General features: G+C 66.3%; 29 protein-coding genes, 1 pseudogene and 1 riboswitch. Of the genes and pseudogenes, 12 read left to right on the forward strand and 18 right to left on the reverse strand.

All coding sequences use genetic code 11. The features are described from left to right. Positions 1-34: 34 nt before the first annotated feature. On the forward strand, positions 35-1,300 hold the full coding sequence (locus ACGI6K_RS18480) for an Hsp70 family protein (RefSeq protein WP_376949110.1): 1,266 nt from the start codon (positions 35-37) through the stop codon (positions 1,298-1,300). A gap of 125 nt (positions 1,301-1,425) precedes the next feature. Then, the gene (locus tag ACGI6K_RS18485; RefSeq protein WP_376949112.1) at positions 1,426-1,800 is read left to right on the forward strand and encodes a DUF6152 family protein; all 375 of its coding nucleotides are present in this window, start codon (positions 1,426-1,428) and stop codon (positions 1,798-1,800) included. Positions 1,801-1,843: 43 nt separating this feature from the next. Here ACGI6K_RS18485 and ACGI6K_RS18490 read toward each other — a convergent pair whose 3' ends face one another. After that, a complete protein-coding gene (locus ACGI6K_RS18490) occupies positions 1,844-2,728 on the reverse strand; it encodes an esterase/lipase family protein (protein WP_376949114.1) in 885 nt (294 codons plus the stop codon). An 879-nt stretch (positions 2,729-3,607) separates the two neighbouring features. On the opposite strand from ACGI6K_RS18490, the gene ACGI6K_RS18495 reads away from it, so the two are divergent. Beyond that, positions 3,608-4,012 carry a termination factor Rho gene (locus tag ACGI6K_RS18495; RefSeq protein ID WP_376949116.1) on the forward strand — a complete coding sequence of 135 codons (405 nt, stop codon included), beginning with the start codon at positions 3,608-3,610 and terminating at the stop codon, positions 4,010-4,012. Here ACGI6K_RS18495 and ACGI6K_RS18500 read toward each other — a convergent pair. The 12 genes from ACGI6K_RS18500 to nrdR form a co-directional block, all read right to left on the reverse strand. Then, positions 4,009-4,860, reverse strand: a complete 852-nt coding sequence (locus tag ACGI6K_RS18500) for a cobalamin-binding protein (RefSeq protein ID WP_376949118.1) — start codon at positions 4,858-4,860, stop codon at positions 4,009-4,011. The genes ACGI6K_RS18495 and ACGI6K_RS18500 overlap by 4 nt on opposite strands. 1 nt (position 4,861) lies before the next feature. After that, the gene (gene ribA / locus ACGI6K_RS18505) at positions 4,862-5,488 is read right to left on the reverse strand and encodes a GTP cyclohydrolase II (RefSeq protein ID WP_376949120.1); all 627 of its coding nucleotides are present in this window, start codon (positions 5,486-5,488) and stop codon (positions 4,862-4,864) included. A gap of 30 nt (positions 5,489-5,518) precedes the next feature. After that, on the reverse strand, positions 5,519-5,647 hold the full coding sequence (locus tag ACGI6K_RS18510) for a hypothetical protein (RefSeq protein ID WP_376949121.1): 129 nt from the start codon (positions 5,645-5,647) through the stop codon (positions 5,519-5,521). 112 nt (positions 5,648-5,759) lie between these two features. After that, the gene (locus ACGI6K_RS18515; protein ID WP_376949123.1) at positions 5,760-6,506 is read right to left on the reverse strand and encodes a substrate-binding periplasmic protein; all 747 of its coding nucleotides are present in this window, start codon (positions 6,504-6,506) and stop codon (positions 5,760-5,762) included. Continuing rightward, the gene (locus ACGI6K_RS18520) at positions 6,503-6,976 is read right to left on the reverse strand and encodes a phosphatidylglycerophosphatase A family protein (RefSeq protein ID WP_376949162.1); all 474 of its coding nucleotides are present in this window, start codon (positions 6,974-6,976) and stop codon (positions 6,503-6,505) included. The genes ACGI6K_RS18515 and ACGI6K_RS18520 overlap by 4 nt, the downstream gene beginning before the upstream one ends. Positions 6,977-6,986: 10 nt before the next feature. After that, a complete protein-coding gene (gene thiL, locus ACGI6K_RS18525) occupies positions 6,987-7,952 on the reverse strand; it encodes a thiamine-phosphate kinase (RefSeq protein ID WP_376949124.1) in 966 nt (321 codons plus the stop codon). A 10-nt stretch (positions 7,953-7,962) separates the two neighbouring features. Beyond that, the gene (gene nusB / locus ACGI6K_RS18530; protein WP_376949126.1) at positions 7,963-8,442 is read right to left on the reverse strand and encodes a transcription antitermination factor NusB; all 480 of its coding nucleotides are present in this window, start codon (positions 8,440-8,442) and stop codon (positions 7,963-7,965) included. Further along, a complete protein-coding gene (gene ribH, locus ACGI6K_RS18535) occupies positions 8,439-8,915 on the reverse strand; it encodes a 6,7-dimethyl-8-ribityllumazine synthase (protein WP_376949128.1) in 477 nt (158 codons plus the stop codon). The genes nusB and ribH overlap by 4 nt, the downstream gene beginning before the upstream one ends. A gap of 133 nt (positions 8,916-9,048) precedes the next feature. Beyond that, a complete protein-coding gene (ribBA, locus tag ACGI6K_RS18540; RefSeq protein WP_376949130.1) occupies positions 9,049-10,128 on the reverse strand; it encodes a bifunctional 3,4-dihydroxy-2-butanone-4-phosphate synthase/GTP cyclohydrolase II in 1,080 nt (359 codons plus the stop codon). A gap of 15 nt (positions 10,129-10,143) precedes the next feature. Next, on the reverse strand, positions 10,144-10,803 hold the full coding sequence (locus tag ACGI6K_RS18545) for a riboflavin synthase (RefSeq protein WP_376949132.1): 660 nt from the start codon (positions 10,801-10,803) through the stop codon (positions 10,144-10,146). Between the two features lie 118 nt (positions 10,804-10,921). Then, positions 10,922-11,077, reverse strand: a riboswitch (FMN riboswitch). Between the two features lie 86 nt (positions 11,078-11,163). Next, positions 11,164-12,267 carry a bifunctional diaminohydroxyphosphoribosylaminopyrimidine deaminase/5-amino-6-(5-phosphoribosylamino)uracil reductase RibD gene (gene ribD, locus ACGI6K_RS18550; RefSeq protein ID WP_376949134.1) on the reverse strand — a complete coding sequence of 368 codons (1,104 nt, stop codon included), beginning with the start codon at positions 12,265-12,267 and terminating at the stop codon, positions 11,164-11,166. After that, complete coding sequence (nrdR, locus tag ACGI6K_RS18555) at positions 12,264-12,728, reverse strand: transcriptional regulator NrdR (protein WP_012699346.1); 465 nt, start codon at positions 12,726-12,728, stop codon at positions 12,264-12,266. The genes ribD and nrdR overlap by 4 nt, the downstream gene beginning before the upstream one ends. Before the next feature lie 112 nt (positions 12,729-12,840). Here nrdR and ACGI6K_RS18560 point away from each other — a divergent pair, with 112 nt between their 5' ends. From ACGI6K_RS18560 to trxA, 3 genes are all read left to right on the forward strand, one after another. Next, complete coding sequence (locus ACGI6K_RS18560; RefSeq protein WP_376949136.1) at positions 12,841-13,281, forward strand: hypothetical protein; 441 nt, start codon at positions 12,841-12,843, stop codon at positions 13,279-13,281. Beyond that, positions 13,278-13,937: a class I SAM-dependent methyltransferase gene (locus ACGI6K_RS18565; protein WP_376949138.1), complete on the forward strand. Its 660-nt coding sequence runs from the start codon at positions 13,278-13,280 to the stop codon at positions 13,935-13,937. The genes ACGI6K_RS18560 and ACGI6K_RS18565 overlap by 4 nt, the downstream gene beginning before the upstream one ends. A 90-nt stretch (positions 13,938-14,027) precedes the next feature. Beyond that, positions 14,028-14,897 (forward strand): thioredoxin, encoded by an 870-nt coding sequence (gene trxA / locus ACGI6K_RS18570; protein ID WP_376949140.1) that lies wholly within the window; start codon positions 14,028-14,030, stop codon positions 14,895-14,897. A gap of 11 nt (positions 14,898-14,908) precedes the next feature. On the opposite strand, the gene ACGI6K_RS18575 is transcribed toward trxA, so the two are convergent. Then, entirely contained in the window at positions 14,909-15,244 is a 336-nt protein-coding gene (locus ACGI6K_RS18575; RefSeq protein ID WP_376949142.1) for a hypothetical protein, read from the reverse strand. A gap of 147 nt (positions 15,245-15,391) precedes the next feature. On the opposite strand from ACGI6K_RS18575, the gene ACGI6K_RS18580 reads away from it, so the two are divergent. From ACGI6K_RS18580 to ACGI6K_RS18605, 6 genes are all read left to right on the forward strand, one after another. Continuing rightward, entirely contained in the window at positions 15,392-15,961 is a 570-nt protein-coding gene (locus ACGI6K_RS18580; RefSeq protein ID WP_376949144.1) for a DUF2796 domain-containing protein, read from the forward strand. Positions 15,962-16,002: 41 nt separating this feature from the next. Continuing rightward, complete coding sequence (locus ACGI6K_RS18585; RefSeq protein WP_376949146.1) at positions 16,003-16,710, forward strand: ABC transporter ATP-binding protein; 708 nt, start codon at positions 16,003-16,005, stop codon at positions 16,708-16,710. Position 16,711: 1 nt separating this feature from the next. Next, the gene (locus ACGI6K_RS18590; protein ID WP_376949148.1) at positions 16,712-17,977 is read left to right on the forward strand and encodes an ABC transporter permease; all 1,266 of its coding nucleotides are present in this window, start codon (positions 16,712-16,714) and stop codon (positions 17,975-17,977) included. Between the two features lie 9 nt (positions 17,978-17,986). Continuing rightward, positions 17,987-18,502, forward strand: a complete 516-nt coding sequence (locus tag ACGI6K_RS18595) for a DUF3299 domain-containing protein (RefSeq protein WP_376949150.1) — start codon at positions 17,987-17,989, stop codon at positions 18,500-18,502. 558 nt (positions 18,503-19,060) lie between these two features. Next, on the forward strand, positions 19,061-19,741 hold the full coding sequence (locus tag ACGI6K_RS18600) for an OmpW/AlkL family protein (RefSeq protein ID WP_377968814.1): 681 nt from the start codon (positions 19,061-19,063) through the stop codon (positions 19,739-19,741). A 455-nt stretch (positions 19,742-20,196) separates the two neighbouring features. Next, a complete protein-coding gene (locus ACGI6K_RS18605; RefSeq protein WP_377968815.1) occupies positions 20,197-20,871 on the forward strand; it encodes an OmpW/AlkL family protein in 675 nt (224 codons plus the stop codon). A 42-nt stretch (positions 20,872-20,913) separates the two neighbouring features. Here the strand turns inward: ACGI6K_RS18605 and ACGI6K_RS18610 are convergent. From ACGI6K_RS18610 to ACGI6K_RS18625, 4 genes and pseudogenes are all read right to left on the reverse strand, one after another. After that, a pseudogene (locus ACGI6K_RS18610) lies at positions 20,914-22,245 on the reverse strand (IS4 family transposase). 198 nt (positions 22,246-22,443) lie between these two features. Then, the gene (locus tag ACGI6K_RS18615) at positions 22,444-23,382 is read right to left on the reverse strand and encodes an NAD-dependent epimerase/dehydratase family protein (RefSeq protein WP_376945745.1); all 939 of its coding nucleotides are present in this window, start codon (positions 23,380-23,382) and stop codon (positions 22,444-22,446) included. Then, positions 23,375-24,259, reverse strand: a complete 885-nt coding sequence (locus ACGI6K_RS18620; protein WP_376945747.1) for a sugar nucleotide-binding protein — start codon at positions 24,257-24,259, stop codon at positions 23,375-23,377. Before ACGI6K_RS18620 ends, ACGI6K_RS18615 begins: the two co-directional genes overlap by 8 nt. Before the next feature lie 468 nt (positions 24,260-24,727). Further along, positions 24,728-24,859 (reverse strand): hypothetical protein, encoded by a 132-nt coding sequence (locus ACGI6K_RS18625; RefSeq protein WP_376945874.1) that lies wholly within the window; start codon positions 24,857-24,859, stop codon positions 24,728-24,730. Positions 24,860-24,966: the final 107 nt, after the last annotated feature.

A 24,966-nucleotide genomic window follows, 5' to 3' on the forward strand; every position in this document is an offset into this window, starting at 1 on the left:
GAATGCGCGCCCTTTTTTCGCCCGAGCCCGCGCCATGACCACCGCCCTGCCCGCCCGCGCCTGCGGCATCGACTTCGGCACCTCCAACTCCACCGTCGGCTGGCTGCGCCCCGGCGAGGAAACACTGATCCCCCTGGAGGATGGCCGGATCACCCTGCCCTCGGTACTGTTCTTCAACTTCGAGGAGCGCCGGCCGGTGTTCGGCCGGCGCGCCCTGCATGAATACCTGGAAGGCTACGAGGGGCGCCTGATGCGCTCGCTGAAGAGCTTGCTGGGCTCCAAGCTGCTGAAAAGCGAGACCACGGTGCTCGGCAGCGCTCTGCCGTTCAAGGAGATCCTCAAGCTGTTTCTCGGCGAGTTGAAGCGGCGCGTTGAGACGCAGGCCGGACGCCCCTTCGAGGAGGCGGTTCTGGGCCGCCCGGTGTTCTTCGTCGACGAGAACCCACAGGCCGACCGGGAAGCCGCGGACACCCTGGCCGAGGTGGCGAAGGACTTGGGCCTGAAGGAGGTTTCCTTCCAGTACGAACCCATCGCCGCAGCCTTCGACTACGAATCGGTCATCGAACGCGAGGAGCTGGTACTGATCGTCGATATCGGCGGCGGCACCTCGGACTTCTCCCTAGTGCGCCTGGCCCCCGCGCGCCGCGCCCTGGCCGAGCGACAGGACGATATCCTCGCCACCGGCGGCGTGCACGTCGGCGGTACCGACTTCGACAGGCAGCTCAGCCTGCAGGGCGTGATGCCGCTGTTCGGCTACGGCAGCAAGATGAAGAGCGGCGCGCCGATGCCGACCAGCACGCACCTCAACCTGGCCACCTGGCACACCATCAATGCCGTCTACGCCCAGGCTTCGCAGCGGGCGCTGACGGGCATGCGCTACGACATACTCGACACCACGGGCGTCGACCGGCTGTTCCGCCTGATCGAACAGCGCGCCGGGCACTGGCTGGCGATGCAGGTGGAAGACGCCAAGATCGCTCTCGGCGACAACGAGCGGCAGCGCATCGACCTGTCGCGCATCGAGGCGGAGCTGGCCGCCGACCTCGACCGTGCGCTCTTCGAGCGGGCCATCGAGCCGCTGCTGCAGCGCGTGCGCGCCAGCCTGGAGAACCTGCTGAGCGGCGCCGGGATCGACCACGAGCGGATCGACACGCTGTTCTTCACCGGCGGCTCCAGCGCCGTGCCGGCGCTGCGCCGGAGCGTCGCCGCGCTGCTGCCGAATGCCCGGCAGGTCGAGGGCGACCGCTTCGGCGGCATCGGCAGCGGCCTGGCCATCGAAGCGCGTCGGCGTTACGGCTGAACGGCGCCGCCCCCGCACAGTTCCGCCCCGCCTTTTGCGGCGCGCCTGGTCGGGCCGGGCTCCGGCGAAAAGATTCTGGCCTATGGTTTTGAGGATAACCGAGGCCTCAAACGAGGGCACACATCATGCATAACAACCGCCTTTTGCTGGTCTTCCTCCTCGCACTGCTGCTCGTTGCCTCCCTGCTGATCGGCGCTTCCATGGGACTGGCCGGCCAAGGCTGGGATACCTACGACACGGGAAGAAGACTGACTATCGAGGCGCCCTTGAAGCAGGTGCTGTACCGCCGCCCGCAGACTGAGGTGCGGGTCGATTACCGGGGCACGGAGTGGAAGGTGCTGCTGGGTCCCTCCTCGCGCCTGCTGTCGCGTGGGGCGATCAGGAACGATCTGCGGCCGGGCAGGCCGGTGATTCTGGTCGGTTATCCGCGCAAGGACGGCAGCGCCGAGATGCGCGCCGAGCGCCTCATCCTCGACGGACGCACGCTGGAGTTGCGCTGAAGGCAACTCATGGAGCATTTCCCGCGTTATGGGGAAATACCTCCTACAGCCCGGCTTCGGCCAGCCGCGCCAAGTGCTCGAGATATACACCGAGCGGCCTGGTCTCATTCTCCCGAGGCTCCCGGCAGCGGTTGATGACATCCAGATGATCGAAGGGATAGTCGGAGCGGATCACCTTGCCCAGGTGCGAGCTGAAACGGCCCACCAGACCATCGTTCTGCCCGGCCTCGCGGGCGAAACAGCGGGCCAGCCGTCGACACAGGGCATGTCCGGGATCGAAATCCGGCACGGCGTCGACGCGCGTCCGCAGGACGCCACTCCAGGAGTAGTAACGCACCCCGTCGACCGCTCCGGCACCCTCGCCACCCCAGCGCTCGGGCAGCCCCTGCGGATAGCGGGCATTGAAGCCGGCCATGCCCTCGCTGGTCAGCGCCAGCAGCGAAGCCGGTCCGTCGAGGGGCAGGCAGAGCCCCGGCTCGGCGCATTCCAACCGCTCCATCAGCCGTGCCAGGCCCTCGAAGCCAAGCGCCAGCAGGCGCTCGCGTCGGCCGCTGGGCGGCAGCAGGTCGCGCAGCCGGTCGGCCACCTCGGACCCCTGGTTGGGCGTGGCCACGGTAGTCACCGAAGCCACCCAGTCCGGGCGCAACGCCGCCACGTAGCGGGCACTCAGGCCACCCTGGCTGTGACCGAGCAGATTGACCCGGCGCGCGCCGCTGGCGGCGCGGATCGCGGCGATGCGTTCGAGCAACTGGTTTCCCAGCGCCTCATTGTCGTGCACGCCGGACAGCCGTACCGCATGGACCTGCGCGCCCTGCCGGCGAAGCGCCACATCGATGCCGTTCCAGTAGGAATGCCCGGGCAGGCGCACGAAGCCGAGCAGACCATGCACCAGCACTAAGGGGTAGCGTGTCCTGAAGCTCGCCCTCATGGGCCTTTCTCCCGTCAACAAGCCGCCAGTCGGCCAAGATTAACCCGATCGCGACCTGCCTCGACAAGCGGTGAAACCTTCCCCCGCGGGCCGGTCGAACCTTCTGTGATCCACGCGCGCAGGGGGAGCCTCATGTCTTGGGGTAACAAGTCCAGCTATACCAACAAGCAAAAGCGCAAGGCCGCCCACATCGAGGAAAGCAGGGCAATCGCATGAAATGCCTGCCCGATACTGGGCTGGAAAGGTTGTGTCCTTGGTCGTTCCGGCGTGGTCTTCAGATCCAGTGCATTGGCTGCTTGCCGAGTGGTCGGATACCTTCTGTTTCGGCCCCCCCCCGGCCGAGTCACTTTTTCTTGCCTGGCCAAGAAAAAAAAGTAACCAAAAAGAAGGCCACCCCCTCATCCGGCCCTGCGCTTCGCTCCGGGTTCCCTCCCTGCATCGCCGCTCCAGGGGCTCGCCGCGAAGGGCCATCCATGCCATGGCCCATCGCGGCTCTCGCGGCATCCTTGCCGCTCGACCCCTTCCACGACGATTCCGCTCGGCCTCCTGAAGGGAGCATCTGGCGCAGCCTGACAGGTCGCGCCGCAAGAGCGAAAGCGCTTTCAGGCAACCCGGAGCCGGACTTCCGTTCAGAAGGCCGAGCGCAGGCGTCGCGTAGAGGGGCGAGCCGCGGGGAGGCGGCGAGAGTCGTACGAGGGGCATGGATGCCCCTTGTGCGACGATCCTCGGAGCGGCGCCGGAGCGAGGGAACCCCGGCGCAGCCGGGGCCGAATGACCGGGCGCGCTTTCTCTTTGGTTACTTTCTCTTTGCGCGCGCAAAGAGAAAGTGACTCGGCCGAGGGCCGAAACAGGGACTGTCCGGCCCCTCGGCAAGCAGCCATGCCAAGGCTCACACAACCTTTCCAGTCCGGTATCGAGCGAGCGATTCATGCGATTGCCCACATCGAGGAAAGCTACGAGTCCCGCGGGGTTCCCGAAGAGGAGGCCCAGGCACGTGCCTGGGCCACGGTCAACAAGCAGTCCGGGGGCGGCGAGAAAAGCGGCTCCGGGCAGCGCAAGAGCGAAACCGCCAAGCGCGCCGAGCGCAAGGACTTGGCCCGCCGGGCCGCGGAGAGCCGCCGCGGTCAGCCGCCTAACCGGGGCTCCGCCAGTGCCCGCGAGCAGTTGGGCAGCACCTCGCTGAGCGCCATGAGCCGCACGGCCCTGCTCGAACGCGCCGCCGAGTTGGGCGTGCGGGGCCGCTGGCGGATGCGCAAGGACGAACTGATTGCTGCACTCAGCTAAGGGACCCGATGCAGCAGTTCGCACAGCTTGCGGGTAGCCGCCAGCATCTGCGGGCTGGGCCGCTCGAGGCCGCGGTCGGGCACGGCCCAGACCTGTCCGCGCCGCACGGCCTGCAGTTGCGGCCAGGCCTGCCAGGCATCGCGCTGCTCCGGCTGGCTGACCAGGATTACCTCGGGATCGCGCGCCAGCACCGCCTCGACGGAGAGCTGCGGCGCCGGCAGGTCGAGGTCGGCGAAGAGATTCACAGCGCCGCAGACCCGCAGGGCATCGCTGATGATCTGCGGACCGCCGATGCTGTACAGCGGGCGGTCCCAGACCTGATAGAAGACCCGCAGCGGCGCTTCGCGACGGTATTGACGACGCAGCTCGTCGAGTTGCCGGCGCAACTGCGCGGCCAATTCGCGTCCCCGCTCGGCGCGCCCGACCCGCCCGCCGAGCGCTTCGAGTTGCGCGGCGATGTCTTCCAGGCGCCGGGGCTGCGCCTCGAATACGGGGATACCGAAGCTACGCAGCTGTTCGCGCTGCGCCGCGCTTATGCTGTCCGGCCAGAGCAGGATCAGGTCCGGGCGCAGGGCGAGCAAGGTTTCCATTTCCAGCCGGCCCCAGCGTCCCAGCGACGGCAGGCTGGCCAGCGCCGCCGGCCGCTCGCCGCCATCGAGCACACCGACCAGACGGTCGCCGGCCTGCAGTTCCAGCATCGATTCGGTGAGCGACGGCGCCAGACTAACTACCCGCTCGGCGGCAGCGGCCAGCGGCAGAACGAAACACAGCAGCAGGATGGCACAGAGAGGCCGCAAGCCAACTGCCGGAGCCCCGACGCGCCGATCCGGGCCGGTGGTGCGCGCCATCTCAGCTCCCGGTCGGCGTCTCCACCTCGCCCTGATGCAGATTGCCGAGCAGGTGACCGAGCTTGCCGGCCTTGGTCGCCAGGTATTTCTGGTTGTAAGGGTTGAGCCCGGTTTGCAGCGGTACCCGTTCGGTCACCTGGATGCCGACCCCTTCCAGCGCCTTGACCTTGCGCGGATTGTTGGTCATCAGCTTGATCGCGATGATGCCCAAATGCTCGAGCATCGGTTTACAGATCCCGTAGTCGCGCTGGTCGGCGCGAAAACCCAGGCGCTCGTTGGCCTCGACGGTGTCGGCGCCGGCGTCCTGCAGCTTGTAGGCGCGGATCTTGTTGAGCAGACCGATGCCGCGCCCTTCCTGGCGCAGGTAGAGGAGCACGCCGCGGCCCTCGGCGGAGATGGCGCGCAGTGCCGCCTCCAGTTGGAAGCCGCAATCGCAGCGCAGGCTGAACAGCGCATCGCCGGTCAGGCATTCGGAATGCAGGCGACCGAGCACCGGCGCGCCATCGTCCACCTTGCCCAGGGTGAGTGCCACATGCTCCTTGCCGGTGGCTTCGTCGAGAAAACCATGCATGGTGAAGACGCCGAACGGCGTGGGCAGCTTGGATGCGGCGACGAAGACGACGGACACCGGAAGACTCCTGAAAAATGCGGCAAGCCGTCATTGTAACAGCCACGCCGCCTGGCGGCGCAGCCGGAATTGCCGACGACCGACCGTCGTCGCTAGCGCCTCGACGCCAGCATCGGCATCTTCCGCGAGCGCGAGGTTCGGGAAGCTCATGCCGGACATGGGCGGCACGCCTCGCGGGATCACCGGCCCGACGCCGGGCACCTCCGGGGCCTCGGCCTTGCTTCCGACCTGGCGGTGGGCCGGCGCAAATCCGCCCCGCCGCCGGAACGCCTCAGTCGAATGGATAAGGCTGTTGCCAGCGGGCGAAGATCGGCCGCAGCTCGCCGGAGCGCACCAGCTCGGCCATGCGCCGGTCGTACAGCGCGGCCAGTTCGCGCCCGCGCGGGGTGTCGGCGAAACCGGGGTACAGGGGCCGCAAGGTCAGGTCGGTGATGCGGTAGGCGTCGGGCGTCTCCGCCCAGGCCAGAACGCTCTCGAGTTCGGCCCGGGCGGCGATCAGATAATCGGCATGGCCGACCCGGAGCATCGCCAAGGCGCCGTTGTAGCGCTGGATCTCCTGGTAGCGTTGCAGTTGCGGCAGGTACTTGTCGAAGGCATAGCCGCGTATCCAGGCCAGGCGGAAGTTGCCCAAATCCTCCAGGCGCGGTATCGGCGACGAGGCCAGTCCCAGCGCGCCGATCACCTCGGCGGCATAATGCCACTGAGGGAACAGCGCTCCCGCGGTTTCCTCCGGATAGGCGCCGACCCAGGCGTCGGCATCGCCACGGGCGACCAGACCGACCGCCCGGGTATAGGGCACGGTGCGGGTGTGCACCTGAAATCCGGCCGGCTCGAAGACCAGGCGCAGGACCTCCCAGACCAGGCCGCGGGCATCGGCGCCGGTATACCCCTTGCGCTCGACGCCGACCAGCAGGATATCCCCGACTTGTTCCTTCCCCTCCGGCAACTCTTGCGCCCCGGCGAGCACGGCGCCCAGCAGGCAGCAACACGACAGCAGCCTCAGCCATGCCAGCCTCATAGCCAAGTCGATCCCCAGACGAGCAGTTGCATCGCCAGCCAGGCGAAGACCCCGGCCAGCACGTCATCCAGCATGATGCCTACGCCGCCGTGCACATGGCGGTCGATCCAGTGGATCGGCCAGGGCTTGAGGATGTCCATCAGGCGGAACATCGCGAAACCCAACAGCAGCCATTGCCAGCCTTCCGGCACCAGCCAGAGGGTGATCCACATGCCGACCATCTCGTCCCAGACGATGCCTTCGTGGTCGTGCACCCTGAGGTCCGTGGCGACCTTGCCGCACAGCCAGAAGCCGAACAGCATGACTAGCCCGAGCAGCAGCCAATAGCCCCAGTCCGGCAGCGCCTGCCAGAGTGGCACGAAGGGCAGCGCGACCAATGAACCCCAAGTGCCGGGGGCCTTGGGCAGCGTCCCGGAGCCGAAGCCGAAAGCCAGGAAATGCCAGGGATTGCGCCACACCGACGGCGGCATGCGCACGAATTCAGTCACGCGGACTCCCGAAATGTTGATAGCCCCCGGTCGGCGGCTCGATTTCCCGGCCGGCCTCGTCCAGCAGGCGCACGCCCGTACCGGCCTCGACCCGGCCGATCACCCGCAGCGGCCATTCGGCCTGCAGGGCGGCGAAAAAGCGCGGCGGCAAGGTAAAGGCCAGCAGGTAGTCGTCGCCGCCGCCAAGGGCGCAGGCCAACGCCGCCTCTTCGCCGAGCAGGCGGCGCAACGGCACCGACAGCGGCACGCGGTGGCGTTCGATGCACAGCGCCACCTCGGAAGCCGAAGCGATGTGCCCGCAATCGGCGAGCAGACCATCGGAGATATCCAGCGCCGCGCTCGCCTTGCCACGCAGCGCCACCCCCAAGGATAGCTGCGGCCGTGGCGACCAGTAGCGCGCGAGCAGGGGGCTGGCGACTTCGGCCGGGGCTTGGTGCCGGCCGAGCACCAGTTCCAGGGCGCCGGCGGCGTCGCCGAGCGGACCGCCGACGCAGAGCAGATCGCCGGGCCGCGCGCCATTCCGACACAGCGCCAGGCCGGCCGGTACTCGGCCGAACACGCTCAGACTGATGCACAGGGGACCACGGGTGGTGTCGCCGCCTATCAGCGCCAAGCCGCACTCGCGTGCCTTGTGGTCCAGGCCGCGGGCGAAGGCGGCCAGCCAGGCCGGATCGGCCGCCGGCAGGGTCAGGGCGAGGGTGAAACCGAGGGGCGTGGCGCCCATCGCCGCCAGGTCGCTGGCGGCCGTGGCCAGGGCTCGCTGACCGAGCAGGAAGGGATCGCAGGGGGCGGGGAAATGCACCCCGGCGACCATGGTGTCGGTGGAGATCGCCAGCCGCTCGCCGGCGGGAACCTCCAGCAGGGCGCAGTCGTCGCCGATGCCGAGGACCACGCCGGGCGCTGCCTGCGCGCAGGCGGTGGCGGCGAAGTAGCAGCGGATCAGTTCGAACTCGCCCATCGGCGTTCGCTCAGCGCTTGCCGCCGCGGATTTCGGCCGCGCGCAGGCGCGGCGCCAGCTTGTCCAGCACACCGTTGACGAACTTGTGTCCGTCGGTGGCGCCGAATACCTTGGCCAGCTCGATACCTTCGTTGATCACCACGCGGTAGGGAACGTCGGGACGGTTGCTCAGTTCGTAGGTGGACAGCCGCAGGATGGCCAATTCCACCGGATCGACCTCCGCCAGTGGACGGTCGAGCAGCGGCGCGAAGGCCGCGTCGAGTTCGGTCTTCTGGCGCGGCACGCCGTGCAGGATCTCGTGGAAATAGGCACCATCGACCGTGGCGAAATCGTTGTCGACGCGAAACTGCGCCTCGATCTCGTTGAGCGACTGGCCCGCCACATGCCATTGGTAGAGTGCCTGCATGGCCAGGACACGCGCCTGGCGGCGCGCCGCCACCCGGCTTTTGACCGGTTTGGCGCCCTGGCCGTCGTCGCGATTCGCGCTCACTTGGCCTCCAGGGCCGCCATCAGGCTGACCATTTCCAGGGCGGACAGGGCCGCTTCGGCGCCCTTGTTGCCGGCCTTGGTGCCGGAGCGCTCGATGGCTTGCTCGATGGAGTCGACGGTGAGGACGCCGAAGGCGACCGGCACACCGAACTGCAGGGACACCTGAGCCAGACCCTTGGTGCACTCGCCGGCGACGTATTCGAAATGCGGCGTGCCACCGCGGATCACCGCGCCGAGGGCGATGATGGCGTCGAATTCGCCGCGCTGGGCGACCTTCTGCGCCACCAGTGGGATCTCGAAGGCGCCGGGCACGCGGATGATGGTCAGTTGGCTCTGGTCGACGCCATGGCGCACCAGGGTATCGATGGCGCCCTGTACCAGGCTTTCCACGACGAAGCTGTTGAAGCGGCCGACCACCAGGGCATAGTGGCCCTTGGCTGCGGTGAAGGTACCTTCGATGGTCTTCAGGGTCATGGCGAATCTCGTCTCGTTAAAGAACTGGAGCGCTCTCGGCGGCTCCGCGAACAGTCGGTCCCGGCCTTCCAGACGGAAGCGCACGCCCCCTGCCGGCGAAGGCGTGGGAATGGCGGGCGGCTCCAGTGGGGGATCATTCGGCGGGTAGGTATTCTACAACCTCCAGGTCGAACCCGGATATCGCGTTGAACTTCATCGGCGCGCTCATCAGACGCATCTTGCGCACGCCGAGGTCGCGCAAAATCTGCGAGCCGGCGCCGACCGTGCTGTAGGTGCTCGGCGACTTAGGCGTCCCCTCGCGCAGCAGGGTCAGCACTTCGTTGGCATCCAGCGGATGGCCGAGCAGCAGCACCACGCCGCTGCCGGCCCTGGCCACCTCGGCCATCGCCGCGCGCAGGCTCCAGCGGCCCGGCTGGCGGACCATCAGCAGATCGCGCAGCGGGTCCATGTTGTGTACCCGCACCAGGGTCGGCTCGTCGGACTCGATCTCGCCCATGATCAGCGCCATGTGCACATCCCCTTCCACCGCATCGCGGTAGGTCACCAGGTGGAAGCGGCCCAGCTCGCTGTCCAGCTCCTGTTCGGCGATGCGCTCGATGGTACGCTCGTGGATCAGCCGGTAATGGATCAGGTCGGCGATGGTACCGATCTTGATGCCGTACTGTTCGGCGAAGGCCTCCAGCTCGGGACGGCGCGCCATGCTGCCGTCGTCGTTCATGATCTCGCAGATCACCCCGGAAGGCTCGAAACCGGCCATCCGCGCCAGGTCGCAGGCCGCCTCGGTGTGCCCGGCACGGGCCAACACGCCGCCCGGCTGGGCCATCAGCGGGAAGATGTGCCCGGGACTGACGATGTCATCGGCCTTGGCGCCCTTCGCCGCGGCGACCTGTACGGTGCGCGCCCGGTCGGCGGCGGAAATGCCGGTGGTGACGCCTTCGGCCGCCTCGATGGAAACGGTGAACTTGGTGCCGAAGCCGGAGCCGTTGCGCGGCGCCATCAGCGGCAGCTTGAGGGTTTCGCAACGCTCGCGGGTCATCGGCATGCAGATCAGCCCGCGAGCGTATTTCGCCATGAAGTTGATGTGCTCGGCCTGCACGCATTCGGCGGCCATGATCAGATCGCCCTCGTTCTCACGATCCTCGTCATCCATGAGGATGACCATCTTGCCCTGGCGGATGTCTTCGATCAGTTCGTCAATGCTGTTGAGAGCCATCGGGCCACTCCTCGATTACTTCAGGTAGCCGTGCTCGGCCAGAAAGCTTGCGGTGAGACCGGAAGCATCGGGCTCGGCGGCCTTGTCGCCGAGCATCAGGCGCTCCAGATAGCGCGCCAGGAGGTCCACCTCCAGGTTCACCTGTCGGCCCGGCCGGTAGTCGGCCATGATGGTCTCGCCCAGGGTATGGGGCACGATGGTCAGCTCGAACTCAGCGCCGTTCACCCCGTTGACCGTCAAGCTAGTGCCATCGACGGTGATCGATCCCTTGAGGGCGATGTAACGGGCCAGCTCGCGCGGTGCGCGGATGCGAAACTGCACGGCGCGGGCGTTGTCCTCGCGGGAGAGCACCTCGCCGACGCCATCGACGTGGCCACTGACCAGGTGACCGCCGAGACGGCTGGTCGGGGTCAAGGCCTTCTCCAGGTTGACCCGGCTGCCGGCCTTGAGATCGATGAAGGCGGTGCGCGCCAGGGTCTCGCGGCTGACGTCGGCCCAGAAGCCGTCGCCGGGCAGTTCCACCGCGGTCAGGCAGATGCCGTTCACGGCGATGCTGTCGCCGAGCTTGACGTCGGACAGGTCCAGCTTGCCGGTGTGGACGTAGACGCGCACATCGCCGCCCTTGGGGGTGAGCGCGCGGATGGTGCCGATGGCCTCGATTATGCCGGTGAACATGCAGTCCCCCTGGCGCGATGCTGCGGAAAATGATGCATGGAGCGATCTCCTGTTTCGGAAAAAAACAGGGCATGCGGATCGAAAGGGATCGCGCGCGCAGACTGCGCGTGGCGGAACATCCCGCTCTCTCTCATCCGGACTCTGACCGTCGGCTCCGGAATCACACCGGATCTGCTGACCTTGCGCGGGGTTGCCCCGTGGCAAGCGCTCGCGGGCTGGACGCCTGGGCGTCATCACCGCCGGTGGGGAATTCCACCCCGCCCTGAGAACGTCGGGCCGTGCGGCCCGGAGGCGCTTTTTACCACAAGGGCGCGCGGCCGGCCACCGGCGCCGCGGATCTGGATGCGGATGCGGAACGGGTCAGGCCACGGGCACGGCGACGATCTGCCAGTCCTCACCCACTGCGCGGATGTCGCGGATCTTTAGCTCGCGCGCCTCGGCCATGCGCTCCAGGGGCAACTCCAGCAGGGGCCGAGCGTTCGAGCCGAGGAACTTGGGCGCGACGAACAGACGGTACTCGTCGACCAATCCCTGCCGGGCGAAGGCTCCGGCCAGACGCGGACCGGCCTCCACCAGCACCTCGTTGGCCCCGCGCGCGGCCAGCTCGGCCAGCAGCGCCGGCAGATCGACCTGCCCGTCTTCGCCCGGCACGGCCAGCAACTCGTGGCCGACCACCTGGTAATTCACCTCGCGTTCGGCCGAAACAGTCGCCACCAGCGCCGGCCCGGCCTGGAAGAAGGGCGCATCCAGCGGCACCCGTAGGCGCCCGTCGACCAGCACGCGTAGCGGCGGACGCCGCAGCACCAGGGCGACCTGCTCGGGCGCCAGCGCCAGCTCCTCGCCACGCACGGTGAGCCGGGCATGGTCGACCAGAACGGTATCGGCGCCGGTCAGCACCACGCTGGAACGGGCGCGCAGGCGCTGCACGGCGGCGCGCGCCGGCGCGCCGGTGATCCACTGGCTCTCGCCGCTGGCCATCGCCGTGCGGCCGTCCAGGCTCATCGCCAGCTTGACCCGTACCAACGGCAGGCCGCGCTCCATGCGCTTGACGAAACCGGCGTTGAGCGCACGCGCTTCGGCCTCCAGCACACCGACCTCGACTTCGATGCCGGCCTCGCGCAGACGCGCCAGGCCGCGCCCGGACACCCGCGGATTGGGGTCCTGCATGGCCGCCACCACCCGGCCGACTCCGGCGGCGACCAGCGCCTCGGCGCAGGGTGGCGTGCGCCCGTAGTGGCTGCAGGGCTCCAGGGTGACGTAGGCGGTGGCGCCGCGCGCCGTCTCGCCGGCCTGGCGTAGGGCGTGGACCTCGGCGTGCGGCTCGCCGGCGCGCACATGCCAGCCTTCGCCGACGATCCTGCCATCGGCGACGATCACGCAGCCGACCCGCGGATTGGGATGGGTGGAATACAGTCCCTGGCGGGCCAGTTCCAGGGCACGGGCCATGTATCGATGATGGTTCATGGCTTGGACGGCTCGCGGGACAGGCGCTCGATCTCCTCGCGGAACTCGTTGAGGTCCTGGAAGCGCCGGTAGACCGAGGCGAAACGGATGTAGGCGACCTCGTCGAGCTTGCGCAGCTCGGCCATCACCAGTTCGCCGAGTACCCGCGATTTGACTTCTCGTTCCCCGGTGGCGCGCAGTTCGTGCTTGATCCGGCCGATCGCCGCCTCCAGGCGCTCGACGCTCACCGGGCGCTTCTCCAGCGCCCGCTGCATGCCGGCACGCAGCTTGTCCTCGTCGAACGGCTGGCGGCTGCCGTCCTGCTTGATGACCCGGGGCATGACCAGTTCGGCGGTCTCGAAGGTGGTGAAACGTTCGCCGCAGGCCTGGCACTCGCGACGGCGGCGCACCTGATCGCCCTCGGCGACCAGCCGCGAATCGATGACCTTGGTGTCGTGGGCACTGCAGAAAGGACAATGCATGGGCGCGGGGCCATTGAGGAAAGGGAGTCATGGTAGCGCATCCCGCCCCCAAGACAAGCCGCGGGCTTTGCGCTATACAGACGCCCAGCCGCAACCCCGCCAAGGAGTCCCCATGTCGCCGCGCCCTTTCCTCCTCGGCCTGAGCCTCCTGCTCGCCGCCTGTTCCAGCCAGCCCGAAGAAGGAGCCTCGCAAGCCTCCGCGAACCCCTCGACGCCCTCCGTCGCCGTCCAGCCGCTGCAGGCTGGCCAGCACGAGTTGCGCGGCAACCTGCTCGGCGCACCGACAAACAGCGAGGTGGAGCTGGCGCTGCTACTGGTCGACGAGCGCGGCCGTCCGCGCGGGGAGCTCGGCAATACTACCCTGCTGGGCAACGGCCAAACGTTGCCGTTCAGCCTGCGCTTCGTACCGCAGCCCTTCGCCCCCGGCCTGCGCGCCGAACTGCGCGGCCGGGCCAGCCAGTCCGGCCAGCTGATCCTGCGCCTACCGCCGCGTACCCTTTCCGGCCTGGACAGCCAGACGCTCGGTACCCTGCAACTGGTGCCCGCCCCATGAACGCGCCGCCCGCTCTGCAGGCGGCGCTCGGCGAGTTGCTCGGCGACGCCCGGCTGGCCGCGCAACGGTTGCCGGGCAGCGAACTGCGCCTCTGGCTGATCGACCCGGCGAACATGGCACGCGCCTTCAGCCCGGAGGAAACCCAGCGCATCCTCGCAAAGCCGCCCTACTGGAGCTTCTGCTGGGCCAGCGGCTTGGCGCTGGCCCGCTGGCTGGCCGAACGCCCGGAGTGGGTACGCGGCCGGCGCGTACTGGACTTCGGCGCCGGCAGCGGCGTCGCGGCCATCGCTGCGGCCCGGCTGGGCGCCACCGAGGTGGTCGCCTGCGATCTCGACCCGCTGGCGCTCGCCGCCTGCCGGGCGAATGCCACACTGAACGGCGTCAAGCTGGGCTACTCGGCGGATTTCTTCGCCGAGGCCGACCGCTTCGATCTGATCCTAGCCGCCGACGTGCTCTACGACCGCGTCAACCTGCCGCTGCTCGACCGGTTCCTCGGCCGCGCCCGCGAAGTCCTGGTGGCGGACTCGCGGGTACGCGACTTCGCCCATCCGCGCTATCGGCGCCAGGCCAGCCTCGAGGCCTGTACCTGGCCGGATCTGGCCGAACCGGCGGAGTTCCGCCGGGTCAATCTGTACCACGCCCGGCACACTGCCTGAGGGCAATTCAGCCGCGCCTGTCTTGCTTCCCCCGCCGCGCGGCCCCACTTACCATGCAGGATTCCATTCCAGCCACTGCCGAGAGCCCCGATGAGCGAAATCCCCTACATCTTCGACGTCACCGACGCCAGTTTCGACCAGTTGGTCCTCGAAAACTCCTTCCACAAGCCGGTACTGGTGGATTTCTGGGCCGAATGGTGCGCTCCCTGCAAGGCACTGATGCCGCTCCTGGCGAAGATCGCCGAGAGCTATCAGGGCGAACTGCTGCTGGCCAAGGTCAACAGCGATATCGAACAGCAAACCGTGATGCGCATGGGCATCCGCAGCCTGCCGACCGTGGTGCTGTTCAGGGACGGCCAACCGGTGGACGGCTTCGCCGGCGCCCAGCCGGAGTCGGCCATCCGCGCCATGCTCGAACCCCATGTGCAGATGCCCGAGGCTCCCGAAGCCGACCCACTGGAGGTCGCCCAGGCCCTGTTCGCCGCCGGGCAGATCGGCGAAACGGAGAACCTGCTCGCGGCGCTGCTGAGCGAGGACAACGGCAATGGCGCCGCGCTGATTCTCTATGCCCGCTGCCTGGCCGAACGCGGCGAGCTGGGCGAGGCCGAAGCGGTGCTGGATGCCGTGACGGGCGACGAACACAAGCAGGCCCTGGCCGGCGCCCGTGCCCAGTTGACCTTCCTGCGCCAAGCCGCCGACCTGCCGGAAGTCGCCATTCTGAAGAGCCGCCTGGCTCAGGATGCCAACGACGATGAAGCCGCCTACCAATTGGCGATCCAGCAACTGGCGCGGCAACACTACGAAGTGGCGCTGGAAGGCCTGCTGCGGCTGTTCGTGCGCAACCGCGGCTATGCCGATGGCCTGCCGCACAAGACCCTGTTGCAGGTGTTCGATCTGCTCGGCAGCGATCACCCGCTGGTCTCCACCTACCGCCGCAAGCTGTATCAGGCCCTCTACTGAAGAGGCGATCCTCACTCAGTCCAGTGGTAGATCGGCGCGTCCGCCGCGTTCTCGACACGAACCTGCGCGCAGTGGCGCAGCCGCACCAGCAGGCGTTTGCCGACCTCGGCGCTGCCGGCCAGCGCCTGCAACCGGTTGAGCAGGGTCGGTCCCTCCATCTGCCCGGCGCTGCGCAGCAGTTGCTGGGCGGTTTGCCAGAGGCGGTCGGCCGGCTCCGCCGCCGGGCCCGCGGGCGCGCCGGCATTGCCGGCAGCCAGGCGAGCGCCGAGGCGCGCCCAATCCTCGTCGTCCAGTTCCAGGGTCAGGTCCACCGGCCATTCGCCGATGTGTCCACGTATTCTCAGCATGGGCACAGCTCCTCGCGATGAAGGCCCCATGCTCCCACGCCGCCCGCCCGACGCCAAGCATGGGCGGACCGATGCATGTGGCGGGCTCATCTGGCGAGCCCCGGACAAACTCGTTATAAAGTAACAAAATCCAGCCCGGAGACACCCATGCACCGCCTGTTGTTCGCCCTGCTCCTCGCCCTTCTGGCCGCCTTCGCCCAGGCCGAGGACGATCATCACCACCATGATGCCGCTCATCATCACGAATCGGCACGGGAAACCTCCCTTGCCGCCCACGAGCATGGCAGCGCCCAGCTCAACTTGGCGCTGGACAACGATGCCCTGGAGATCGAACTCATCAGCCCGGCCATGAACCTGCTCGGCTTCGAGCACGCGGCCCACAGCGCCGAGGAGCGGGCCAGGGTCGACGCGGTCCGCACCCGGCTCGAACGGCCGCTCGAACTGTTCGGCGTTCCTGCCGCGGCCGGCTGCCAAATCCGCGAGCGCAGCCTGCACGGCGCCCACTTCGAGGCGACCGGGAACGACGACTGGGAGCACAGCGAAATCGAGGCCCGCTACCACCTGCAATGCGCTGCGCCGGAAGCATTGCAGAGCTTGAATCTGGCGGCGCTGTTCGGCACATTTCCGGCCACGCAGAAGATTCAGGTCCAACTGATCGGCCCCCGTGGCCAGCAGGGCCAGGAACTCAGCCCCGAGCGCAGCGGCCTGACATTCTAAGGTCAGGGCCAGGCGCCCCATCGACATCCCGGCCACCTCCAATGAGCACACCCCTGATCGAACTGTTTGGCCTAGGTTTCGCCTGGCCGGGCCAGCCCGAGTTGCTGGACATCCCCGAGTTCCACCTGCGGCGCGGCGAAACCCTGTTCCTCAAGGGCCCCTCGGGCAGCGGCAAAACCACTCTGCTCGGCCTGCTCGGTGGCGTGCAGAAACCGGCCCGCGGTCACATCCGCCTGCTTGGCACCGAACTGGGCGCGCTCCGTGCGGCGGCCCGCGACCGCTTTCGCGTCGACCACACCGGCTACATCTTCCAGCAATTCAACCTGCTGCCGTTTCTCTCGGTACGCGCCAACGTCGAACTGCCCTGCCACTTCTCCAGGCTGCGCGCCGAGCGGGCCCGCCAGCGCCACGGCAGCGTCGAGCAGGCCGCGGTCCGCCTGCTGGAGCATCTCGGTCTCGACGCCACGCTGCTGGAGCGCCGCGCCGCGGAACTGTCGATCGGCCAGCAGCAGCGGGTCGCGGCGGCCCGCGCGCTGATCGGCCAGCCGGAACTGGTGATCGCCGACGAGCCCACCTCGGCGCTGGACGCCGACGCCCGCCAGGCCTTTCTCGACCTGCTTTTCGCCGAGTGCCGCGAGGCCTCGGCCAGCCTGCTGTTCGTTAGCCACGACCAGAGCCTGGCCAGGCTGTTCGAACGCAGCCTGTCGCTCCTCGAATTGAACCGCGCCGCCCGCCCCCGGGAGATCTAACATGCACCTGTTGCGCCTGGCCCTGGCCAGTCTGGCCAATCGCCGCGCCACCGCCCTGCTCACGGTATTCGCCATCGCCGTCTCGGTCTGCCTGCTGCTCGCCGTCGAACGGGTACGTACCGAGGCCCGCGCCAGTTTCGCCAGCACCTTGAGCGGCACCGATCTGATCGTCGGCGCCCGGTCCGGTCCGGTGAACCTGCTGCTCTATTCGGTGTTTCGTATCGGCAACGCCACCAACAACATCCGCTGGGAGAGCTTCCGACACTTCGCCGAGCATCCGCGGGTGAAATGGGCGATCCCGCTGTCGCTCGGCGATTCGCACCGCGGCTACCGGGTGCTGGGCACCACGGCGGCCTACTTCGAGCACTACCGCTACGGCCGCCGGCAGCCGCTGGAATTGAGGGAGGGCCGTGCCTTCGCCACGGACCCGTTCGAGGTAGTGCTCGGCGCCGAGGTGGCCGAGGCACTGCACTACAAGCTGGGCGATGAACTCGTGCTGGCCCACGGCGTAGCCAGAATCAGCCTGACCCGCCACGAGGACAAGCCGTTCCGCGTGGTCGGCATCCTCGGCCGCACCGGCACGCCGGTCGACCGTACCCTGCATATCGGCCTGAACGGCATGGAGGCGCTGCACATCGACTGGCGCGGCGGCGTGCCGGCCCGCGACGGCGCGCGCATCGACGCCGAGCAGGCACGCCGGATGGACCTGCAGCCCAAGGCGATCACCGCCTTCCTGCTCGGCCTTAACAGCCGGATCGCCACTTTCGCCGTACAGCGGGAAATCAACGACTACCTCGGCGAGCCGCTGCTGGCGATCCTCCCCGGGGTCGCCCTGCAGGAGCTGTGGAGCCTGATGGGCACTGCGGAGCAGGCCTTGTTCGTGGTCTCGCTGTTCGTCGTGCTGACCGGGCTGATCGGCATGCTCACGGCGATCCTCGCCAGCCTCAACGAACGCCGCCGGGAGATGGCGATCCTTCGCTCCCTGGGCGCCCGACCTTGGCACATCGCCGGGCTGCTGATGCTGGAAGCCTTCGCGCTGGCCCTGGCCGGCGTGCTGCTCGGCCTGGCCCTGCTCTATCTCGGCATCCTGCTGGCCCAGGGACCACTGCAGGCGGCCTACGGACTTTACTTGCCATTCGCTACGCCGAGTACCTATGAATGGCTGCTGCTCGGTGCCATTTTGGCCGCGTCGCTGCCGCTCGGCGCGATACCGGCCTGGCGCGCCTATCGCCAGTCGCTGGCCGACGGTCTGTCCATTCGCCTGTGAGGAGTCCCGATGCGATGCCTTCCGCTTGTCCTGCTGCTCGTCCTCGCCATGCCGCTGTGGGCGGCCGAACCCCGCGACCTGGCCTGGACCGAGATGATCCCGGAAGGCGCGCCGCCGGCGCAGGAACCGCAGACGCCGATGCACGAGAGCCAGGGAGACGGTGGGCTGGCCGACGAATCCGCACCACCGGCTACCCAGGCATCGCCAGCGGCGCCGGTGGTCAAGGTGCTGGACGGCCAACTGGTCCGGCTGCCCGGCTATCTAGTACCGCTGGAGACCGCCAGCGACGGCCGCGTCCGCGAATTCCTCCTGGTGCCCTACTTCGGTGCCTGCATCCATGTACCGCCGCCGCCGTCGAACCAGATCGTGCACGTACGCAACGAGCCAGGCGTGCAACTGGAGGTGCTTTACCAGCCTTACTGGGTGGAAGGCAGGCTGCGAGTCGAACAGACCAGCAGCGAACTAGCCGAGGCCGGTTACCGGATGACCACCAGCAAAGTCTATCCGTACCAGTTGGAGCAATGAAAACGGAGGGGACCATCGCCGTTCGGCCGGCATGAAGCAGACCCGTTATCAACGTGCCGGTGACGACGCCTTTTGCCCGGCCATCTTCATTCCCTATCGAACCGGGACGGCCAGAGCGCAGCGATCGCCGGCTGTTTCGAGGCGCCCGATCCGTGACCCATGTCATGAACTCCTGAAAAGCCGAAAGTCCACGGAACTTTTTCTTGCCCCAGGTCAAAGAGGCAACGACCAGACGAACTATCCTTCTCCGACACCGCAAGAACATGCGAGTCCGCTATCCGCTCCATCCGATACCGCTAAAGTCCCTGATCTTCCCGACGATCGATCGTTGATATTTTTTAAAATCGACAATCACTCTTAAGAAGTTTGCCACCTTAATTAGCGAAGCAAACTTTCTTCACTCGCCATATTTATATTTTTATAACTTTATAACCCCTCCTTTCACCTGCCCGGCAAAACAAAACCAAACACAAGAGTTTTCTTGAGGCAAATCAAGATCGGCCTACTTGGAGTTACTAAGATCGACTCCATACACAATTACTTCTTCGGGAGTTCGCCATGGCCAAGTTCAAATCCCTCTTCGCTCTTTTCCTGATTGGCATAGCCCTGGCAGCCCCCTACGCCATTGCACACGAGCGTGGCGACATCGTCCTGCGCGCCGGTGCCGTCGTCGTCGACCCGCACGAGGACAGCGAGGACATCCGCCTCGCCGGCGCTGGCAAGCTCCCCGGCACCAAAGCCACCCTCGACAGCGACGTGCAGCTCGGCCTGAACTACCTCTACATGCTCACCGACCACGTCGGCATCGAGTACCTGGCCGCCACGCCCTTCACCCACGAAGCGAAGGTCAAGGGCCTTCCGGGCGACCTGAACGGCCGCCTGGGCGACTTCAAGCAACTGCCGCCGACCGTCAGCCTGGTCTACTACCCCTTCTCGCCCCACGCCACCCTCCAGCCCTACGTCGGGGTCGGCCTCAACTACACCTACATCTTCGAAACCAAGCTGGGCAAGGCGGCCGAAGGCAAAGGCTTCAGCGGCCTGGACATGCAGGACTCCATCGGCCTGGCCGCGCAGGTCGGGGTGGACTATATGCTGACCGACACCCTCATGCTCAACGCCCAGGTGCGCTACATCGACATCGAGAGCAAGGCCACCACCTACCTGAACGACAGCAAGGTCACCGTCGACGTGGACGTCAACCCCTGGGTCTACATGGTCGCCCTGGGTTACAAGTTCTGAGCCTTGCGCTCCAGCAAAAAGGCGCCGATCGGCGCTTTTTCATTTTTGGCCCGGAGATTCCCCAGCAGCCCCTCAACGCACCCCCATGACAAACGAGCCCACCCTACATTGATGCAAATCAAAAAATCATTATTTGGAATCAAGCTTTCCGACAAATATCAGCTACAAGTTTTCTTCCAATTTTCCGGCGGAACGACAAAGTCTTTTCAAACCCATCTTGACCCAGATCAACGAACAACTCTCGATAAAGGCCGCCCGGCATGACAAATCCGCCTAATTGACATGCATCAAGCCAACCAGAACAACTCGCTGGAAACCCCGACAGTTGGCATGAACATAATGGCCATTATTTATTGAGTTGAATCAAAACGCCCTGGCACAAGCGTCCTAACATGAGCGCCAAGAATCAAACATATTAAAGGCCGATGAACTTGCAGGCCTTTAGGAGCAAGACCATGCGCAACTCAATGTTCGCCCTCTCTCTGATCACTCTGGCTCTGGCGGCCTCCTGCGCCACGGCACATGAGCGTGGCGACATCGTCCTGCGCGCCGGTGCCGTCGTCGTCGACCCGCACGAGGACAGCGAGGACATCCGCCTCGCCGGCGCTGGCAAGCTCCCCGGCACCAAAGCCACCCTCGACAGCGACGTGCAGCTCGGCCTGAACTACCTCTACATGCTCACCGACCACGTCGGCATCGAGTACCTGGCCGCCACGCCCTTCACCCACGAAGCGAAGGTCAAGGGCCTTCCGGGCGACCTGAACGGCCGCCTGGGCGACTTCAAGCAACTGCCGCCGACCGTCAGCCTGGTCTACTACCCCTTCTCGCCCCACGCCACCCTCCAGCCCTACGTCGGGGTCGGCCTCAACTACACCTACATCTTCGAAACCAAGCTGGGCAAGGCGGCCGAAGGCAAAGGCTTCAGCGGCCTGGACATGCAGGACTCCATCGGCCTGGCCGCGCAGGTCGGGGTGGACTTTATGCTGACCGACACCCTCATGCTCAACGCCCAGGTGCGCTACATCGACATCGAGAGCAAGGCCACCACCTACCTGAACGACAGCAAGGTCACCGTCGACGTGGACGTCAACCCCTGGGTCTACATGGTCGCCCTGGGTTACAAGTTCTGAGCCTTGCCCTCCAGCAAAAAGGCGCCGATCGGCTAATGCCAGTCAGTTAAGCTGATTGGCATTTTTATTTCTGGATTGATACTTGGACGGCTTGGGTCTGACCGCGCGAGGGTAGCAACGATCTTCCCGCCGATGCGGCAGTACGTAGTGCATGGCTGACGCATGCAACTCTGCCAAGTATTTGGGGATATTGCCCAGATGCCGCAGGGAAAGGCCATTCAGTAACCCCAGGATCGCCCAGGTGCAGGCGGTGAAGCTCATCTTGCAGGGGTAGATCCCCGGGCAGTGGCGATTCATCTCCAGCATCTGGTAGCGCAGCAGGTTGTAGCCCAGCAGTACTCCCCATAAGCTCCTGCTCGATCATCTCCGGCGTCTTGCTACGCAGCGTGTAGCGGCTGTCCAGCATGCTCTGCTTCATCTGCCGGTAGCCCAGCTCGATTTCCCAGCGCTGACTGTACAAATCGACGATCTCATCTGGAGGGAAACGCAGGGGATCGGTCATCGAAGTCAGGATCTGGCGCACCTTGCCCTTGACCGTCTTGCTCAGGAGGCGCGCCTGCAGGGTTTCCGGCAGGCCCGGCCATTGCTTTCGCGCTTGCGGCGAGGTCAGCAGACTGACGATGGCATCCTGGCGCCCCAGTCGGTGAATGACTTCATGGCGGGCCCCTTGCGCAGCGGAATCAGCCAGTGACGCTGGGTGCCGGCCTGCCGCCAATGGTGCAACAAGCCCAGTGAGTAGAAGCCACGGTCGAACAGGGTCAGCGAGTGATCGGGTGTACTGACAACCAGTTGCTCGGCCAGTTTCATCTCATTGCCGTGGTAACCGGCGAAGCTGCTGCTGACCAATAGGTGACTGGTCAGCTCCATCTGGCACACCATGCGTACCTGTGGAAAACCGGTATCGCCATACTGGTTGGTGGAGCTGCCGTAGCGCTCAGGGTTCTCTTGCGTATCGGGCGTGCGCCAGACCACCGCATCGACACTGAGCAGGCGTAGCCCCATCCAGGTCGGATGGTTGGCCGAGGCATGCCAGCGCTGCTGCGTCAGCGCGAAGACTTCACGCACAGCCTGGCTACCCAGACGCTGACGCCCTTGAACCACAGCGCTGGGGGTCACCAAGGGGCGCTGCCCGAGCAGCATGATGTCCATCTGGTTGACGACATCCCAGGCCGACATTCGGCGAAACAGCGCCATGCCGATCACGCACCAGAGCATGGACTGCAAAGGCAAGCGGCGCTTGCGCAGGGTAGCTACACCAGCGGTCTCGAAGGCGGATTTGACCAGGTCGGGGTCAAGCAACTCGCCCAGCCCATCGAGTGCATGGGACGTAGCAGCAATATCGTGAGTGATGGCCAGTGCACGCGAGAGACGCATAAAAAATCCGATGCCTAAAACAGGCATCGGATTTTGCTTTCAGCCCACCAAAGGTCAAGGCGACGACCTTAACTGACTGGCATTAGCCGATCGGCGCCTTTTTCGTTTTGCCGGTTACCCGGTAGGTCCCGGCCCTGCGCCAACGCCGCCGAAATGAACGCCGCAGCTTTCGCGCAGCCCGTCCGGTCAACCTTACCGTCAGGACCGAGCCGGTCCCAACAGACTGGCCAGGCCGGCAGCCATCGGCGTCGGCTCGGGCAATCGATAGCGTTGCCGCAAGCGCCGGTCGCTCGCTTGCGAATGGCGAATGTCGCCCGGCCGCGCAGCGTCCCGGCGCACCTCCGGCAAGCTACCCAACAATGCCGAAATCTCTTCGAGCAGCCGGTTCAGGCTGAGGCTGCGATTCAAGCCGACGTTCACCGCACCCGGCAGAATCTGCGGCGCCTCCAGGGCCTGCAGCAGAATCCCGATGAGATCGGCGATATAGACGAAATCGCGGGTCTGCTCGCCATCGCCGAACAGGGTGATAGGCAGACCTTTCGCGGCACGCTCGGTGAAGATGCTGATCACCCCCGAATAGGGTGACGAAGGGTCCTGCCGCGGTCCGTAGATGTTGAAGAAACGGAAGATCGCCGGTTCCAGCCCATGCTGGCGGCGATAGAAGTCGAGGTAGTGCTCGCTGGCCAACTTGTCCGCCGCATAAGGGGTGAGCGGTGTTTTCGGCGTGTCCTCGTCGATCGCCTCGCCTTCTCCATCGTTGCCGTAGACAGCCGCGCTGGAGGCGAACAGCACGCGCCGGAGGCCCTGCTCGCGCATCGCTTCGCAGACGTTCAGGGTACCGATGAAATTGCTGCGGTGAGTGCCCACCGGGTCGATCACCGAGGCCTGCACCGAAGCCACGGCGGCCAGGTGGACCACGGCTTTGCAACCGGCCACAACCTCGCGCACCTGGGCAGCATCGGCGACATTCCCTTCGATCAACTCGAGTCGGGAATGGCCAAACGGCAGATTGTCCAACTTGCCGCTGGACAGGTTGTCCAGCACACGCACGGAGTAGCCCCTGGCGAGCAACGCATCGACCAGATGCGAACCGATGAAGCCGGCGCCACCGGTCACCAAAACGGGCAGATCAGACATAGCGATAATAACGATCCAACAGGTTCGGCAAACCGGCGCGCCAGGCACGCGGCTTGATACCGAAGGTATTGAGAATCTTCCTGCAAGATAATACCGCGTGCTGCGGCTCTTCGGCCGCATCCGGAGTCGCTCCGTGCGGCAAGGCCTGGATATCCTCGACAGCCAGCCTGCGGTAGACGCGCGCCTCGCCGAGAACCGCCTGGCCGAATGCCAACGCGGTGGTCGCTTCGTGACCGCCGTAATGGTAGGTGCCCCACAGCGGAGTCTGGCAGTCCAGTTGCTTGAGTACGGCGAGCATCACCCGGGCGGCGTCATCCACCAGCGTCGGATTGCCGCGACGATCGTCGGCCAGCGCCAATATGCTTTCCCGTTCGGCGCGCAAGAGAAAACGCCCGAGCACCCCGTCGAGACTATCGTCATACAGCCAGCCGAAACGCAGCAACACATGCCGGGGGCAGAGCGCCTTCACGCTCTGCTCGATGCGCAACAGGGCCTGCCCGTGCGAGCCGAGCGGCACCGGCTCGTCCTTCTCGCTGTAGGCCGTGGCTCGGGTACCGTCGAAAACCCGGTAGCTGGAGGGTTGCAGGAGAATGATCTGATGATACTGGCAAAGCTCGGCGAGGCGCTCGGCCGCACGCTCTTGATTGGCCAAGCGCTCGGCATCCAGGGTATCGGCCTGGAACCAGTCGTGATAGTAGGCGAGATTGACCAGTGCATCGGGACGGGTCTCGTCGAGCAACCGGGTCAGGCTGGCCGAGTCCCATCCTCGCTCCGGAGGACGCGGCGCCAGGAAGCTGACATCGGCCTCGGCGCCCAGGTGCACCAAGGCCCGGCCCAGGGCACTACCACCGCCCAGTAGCATCAGGCGCATATGCATGAAACGAGGCTACCCTGGGGTAACGGAAGGAATGAATGCATGGGGGAGAGTGAAACGGTCCATCATCAGCGCTGATCGGCGCCGGGGTGGCTAAGCCATCCACGGCAATTGGGCGATATTGTGCGGCTTTCGCCCGTGCACGTCACTACTGCCAACGCCATGGCGCAGGTCGCCGGGCGCACGGCGCTATCCATAGCGACGAATCCACCCGGAACGGATCGAAGACCGAACTCATCGCCACTTGGTCGGCCAGGATGAGCCACCTGATTATCACAGCCCCTCCCCGGCCGGCTGGTCACCCCAACGTCACCGCACCCAGCCGGCCAGCAAGCCGGCGAGCGCGCCCGGCAGTGGCGAGGCCCAGCTCGGCAACGGCGGCAGATGCAAGACGAAGTAACAGACAAAGAAGCCTTGAGGTGATCGGGAACCAGGGTGCGCGACATCGCATGCCTACTCGACTGTACGAGCTCAAGCGAAGCCGCCGTTGGCGCGCAGTATCTGGGTGTTGATCCAGGCGCCGTCGGGACCTTCGAGGAAGGACACTACCGAAGCGATATCTTCGGGCGTGCCGAGGCGCTCCAGCGACGCCAGCCCCGCCAACTGCTCGATCTGCCCCGCGCGCTCTTACCAGCGAAGAACAATTCGGTGGCAACCGGACCCGGCGCCACGGCATGACGCAGATTCCGCGCCCGCGCAACTCGTTCGCC

Source organism: Azorhizophilus paspali (assembly GCF_043587585.2).
GTDB classification, from domain to species: Bacteria; Pseudomonadota; Gammaproteobacteria; order Pseudomonadales; family Pseudomonadaceae; genus Azotobacter; species Azotobacter paspali.

Coding starts and splice junctions, on each gene's coding strand:
- ACGI6K_RS18480 (WP_376949110.1), top strand. CDS start 35: ATGACCACCGCCCTGCCCGCCCGCGCCTGCGGCATCGACTTCGGCACC.
- ACGI6K_RS18485 (WP_376949112.1), top strand. CDS start 1,426: ATGCATAACAACCGCCTTTTGCTGGTCTTCCTCCTCGCACTGCTGCTC.
- ACGI6K_RS18490 (WP_376949114.1), bottom strand. CDS start 2,728: ATGAGGGCGAGCTTCAGGACACGCTACCCCTTAGTGCTGGTGCATGGT.
- ACGI6K_RS18495 (WP_376949116.1), top strand. CDS start 3,608: ATGCCAAGGCTCACACAACCTTTCCAGTCCGGTATCGAGCGAGCGATT.
- ACGI6K_RS18500 (WP_376949118.1), bottom strand. CDS start 4,860: ATGGCGCGCACCACCGGCCCGGATCGGCGCGTCGGGGCTCCGGCAGTT.
- ACGI6K_RS18510 (WP_376949121.1), bottom strand. CDS start 5,647: ATGTCCGGCATGAGCTTCCCGAACCTCGCGCTCGCGGAAGATGCCGAT.
- ACGI6K_RS18515 (WP_376949123.1), bottom strand. CDS start 6,506: ATGAGGCTGGCATGGCTGAGGCTGCTGTCGTGTTGCTGCCTGCTGGGC.
- ACGI6K_RS18520 (WP_376949162.1), bottom strand. CDS start 6,976: ATGCCGCCGTCGGTGTGGCGCAATCCCTGGCATTTCCTGGCTTTCGGC.
- thiL (WP_376949124.1), bottom strand. CDS start 7,952: ATGGGCGAGTTCGAACTGATCCGCTGCTACTTCGCCGCCACCGCCTGC.
- ribH (WP_376949128.1), bottom strand. CDS start 8,915: ATGACCCTGAAGACCATCGAAGGTACCTTCACCGCAGCCAAGGGCCAC.
- ribBA (WP_376949130.1), bottom strand. CDS start 10,128: ATGGCTCTCAACAGCATTGACGAACTGATCGAAGACATCCGCCAGGGC.
- ACGI6K_RS18545 (WP_376949132.1), bottom strand. CDS start 10,803: ATGTTCACCGGCATAATCGAGGCCATCGGCACCATCCGCGCGCTCACC.
- ribD (WP_376949134.1), bottom strand. CDS start 12,267: ATGAACCATCATCGATACATGGCCCGTGCCCTGGAACTGGCCCGCCAG.
- nrdR (WP_012699346.1), bottom strand. CDS start 12,728: ATGCATTGTCCTTTCTGCAGTGCCCACGACACCAAGGTCATCGATTCG.
- ACGI6K_RS18560 (WP_376949136.1), top strand. CDS start 12,841: ATGTCGCCGCGCCCTTTCCTCCTCGGCCTGAGCCTCCTGCTCGCCGCC.
- ACGI6K_RS18565 (WP_376949138.1), top strand. CDS start 13,278: ATGAACGCGCCGCCCGCTCTGCAGGCGGCGCTCGGCGAGTTGCTCGGC.
- trxA (WP_376949140.1), top strand. CDS start 14,028: ATGAGCGAAATCCCCTACATCTTCGACGTCACCGACGCCAGTTTCGAC.
- ACGI6K_RS18575 (WP_376949142.1), bottom strand. CDS start 15,244: ATGCTGAGAATACGTGGACACATCGGCGAATGGCCGGTGGACCTGACC.
- ACGI6K_RS18580 (WP_376949144.1), top strand. CDS start 15,392: ATGCACCGCCTGTTGTTCGCCCTGCTCCTCGCCCTTCTGGCCGCCTTC.
- ACGI6K_RS18585 (WP_376949146.1), top strand. CDS start 16,003: ATGAGCACACCCCTGATCGAACTGTTTGGCCTAGGTTTCGCCTGGCCG.
- ACGI6K_RS18590 (WP_376949148.1), top strand. CDS start 16,712: ATGCACCTGTTGCGCCTGGCCCTGGCCAGTCTGGCCAATCGCCGCGCC.
- ACGI6K_RS18595 (WP_376949150.1), top strand. CDS start 17,987: ATGCGATGCCTTCCGCTTGTCCTGCTGCTCGTCCTCGCCATGCCGCTG.
- ACGI6K_RS18600 (WP_377968814.1), top strand. CDS start 19,061: ATGGCCAAGTTCAAATCCCTCTTCGCTCTTTTCCTGATTGGCATAGCC.
- ACGI6K_RS18605 (WP_377968815.1), top strand. CDS start 20,197: ATGCGCAACTCAATGTTCGCCCTCTCTCTGATCACTCTGGCTCTGGCG.
- ACGI6K_RS18615 (WP_376945745.1), bottom strand. CDS start 23,382: ATGTCTGATCTGCCCGTTTTGGTGACCGGTGGCGCCGGCTTCATCGGT.
- ACGI6K_RS18620 (WP_376945747.1), bottom strand. CDS start 24,259: ATGCATATGCGCCTGATGCTACTGGGCGGTGGTAGTGCCCTGGGCCGG.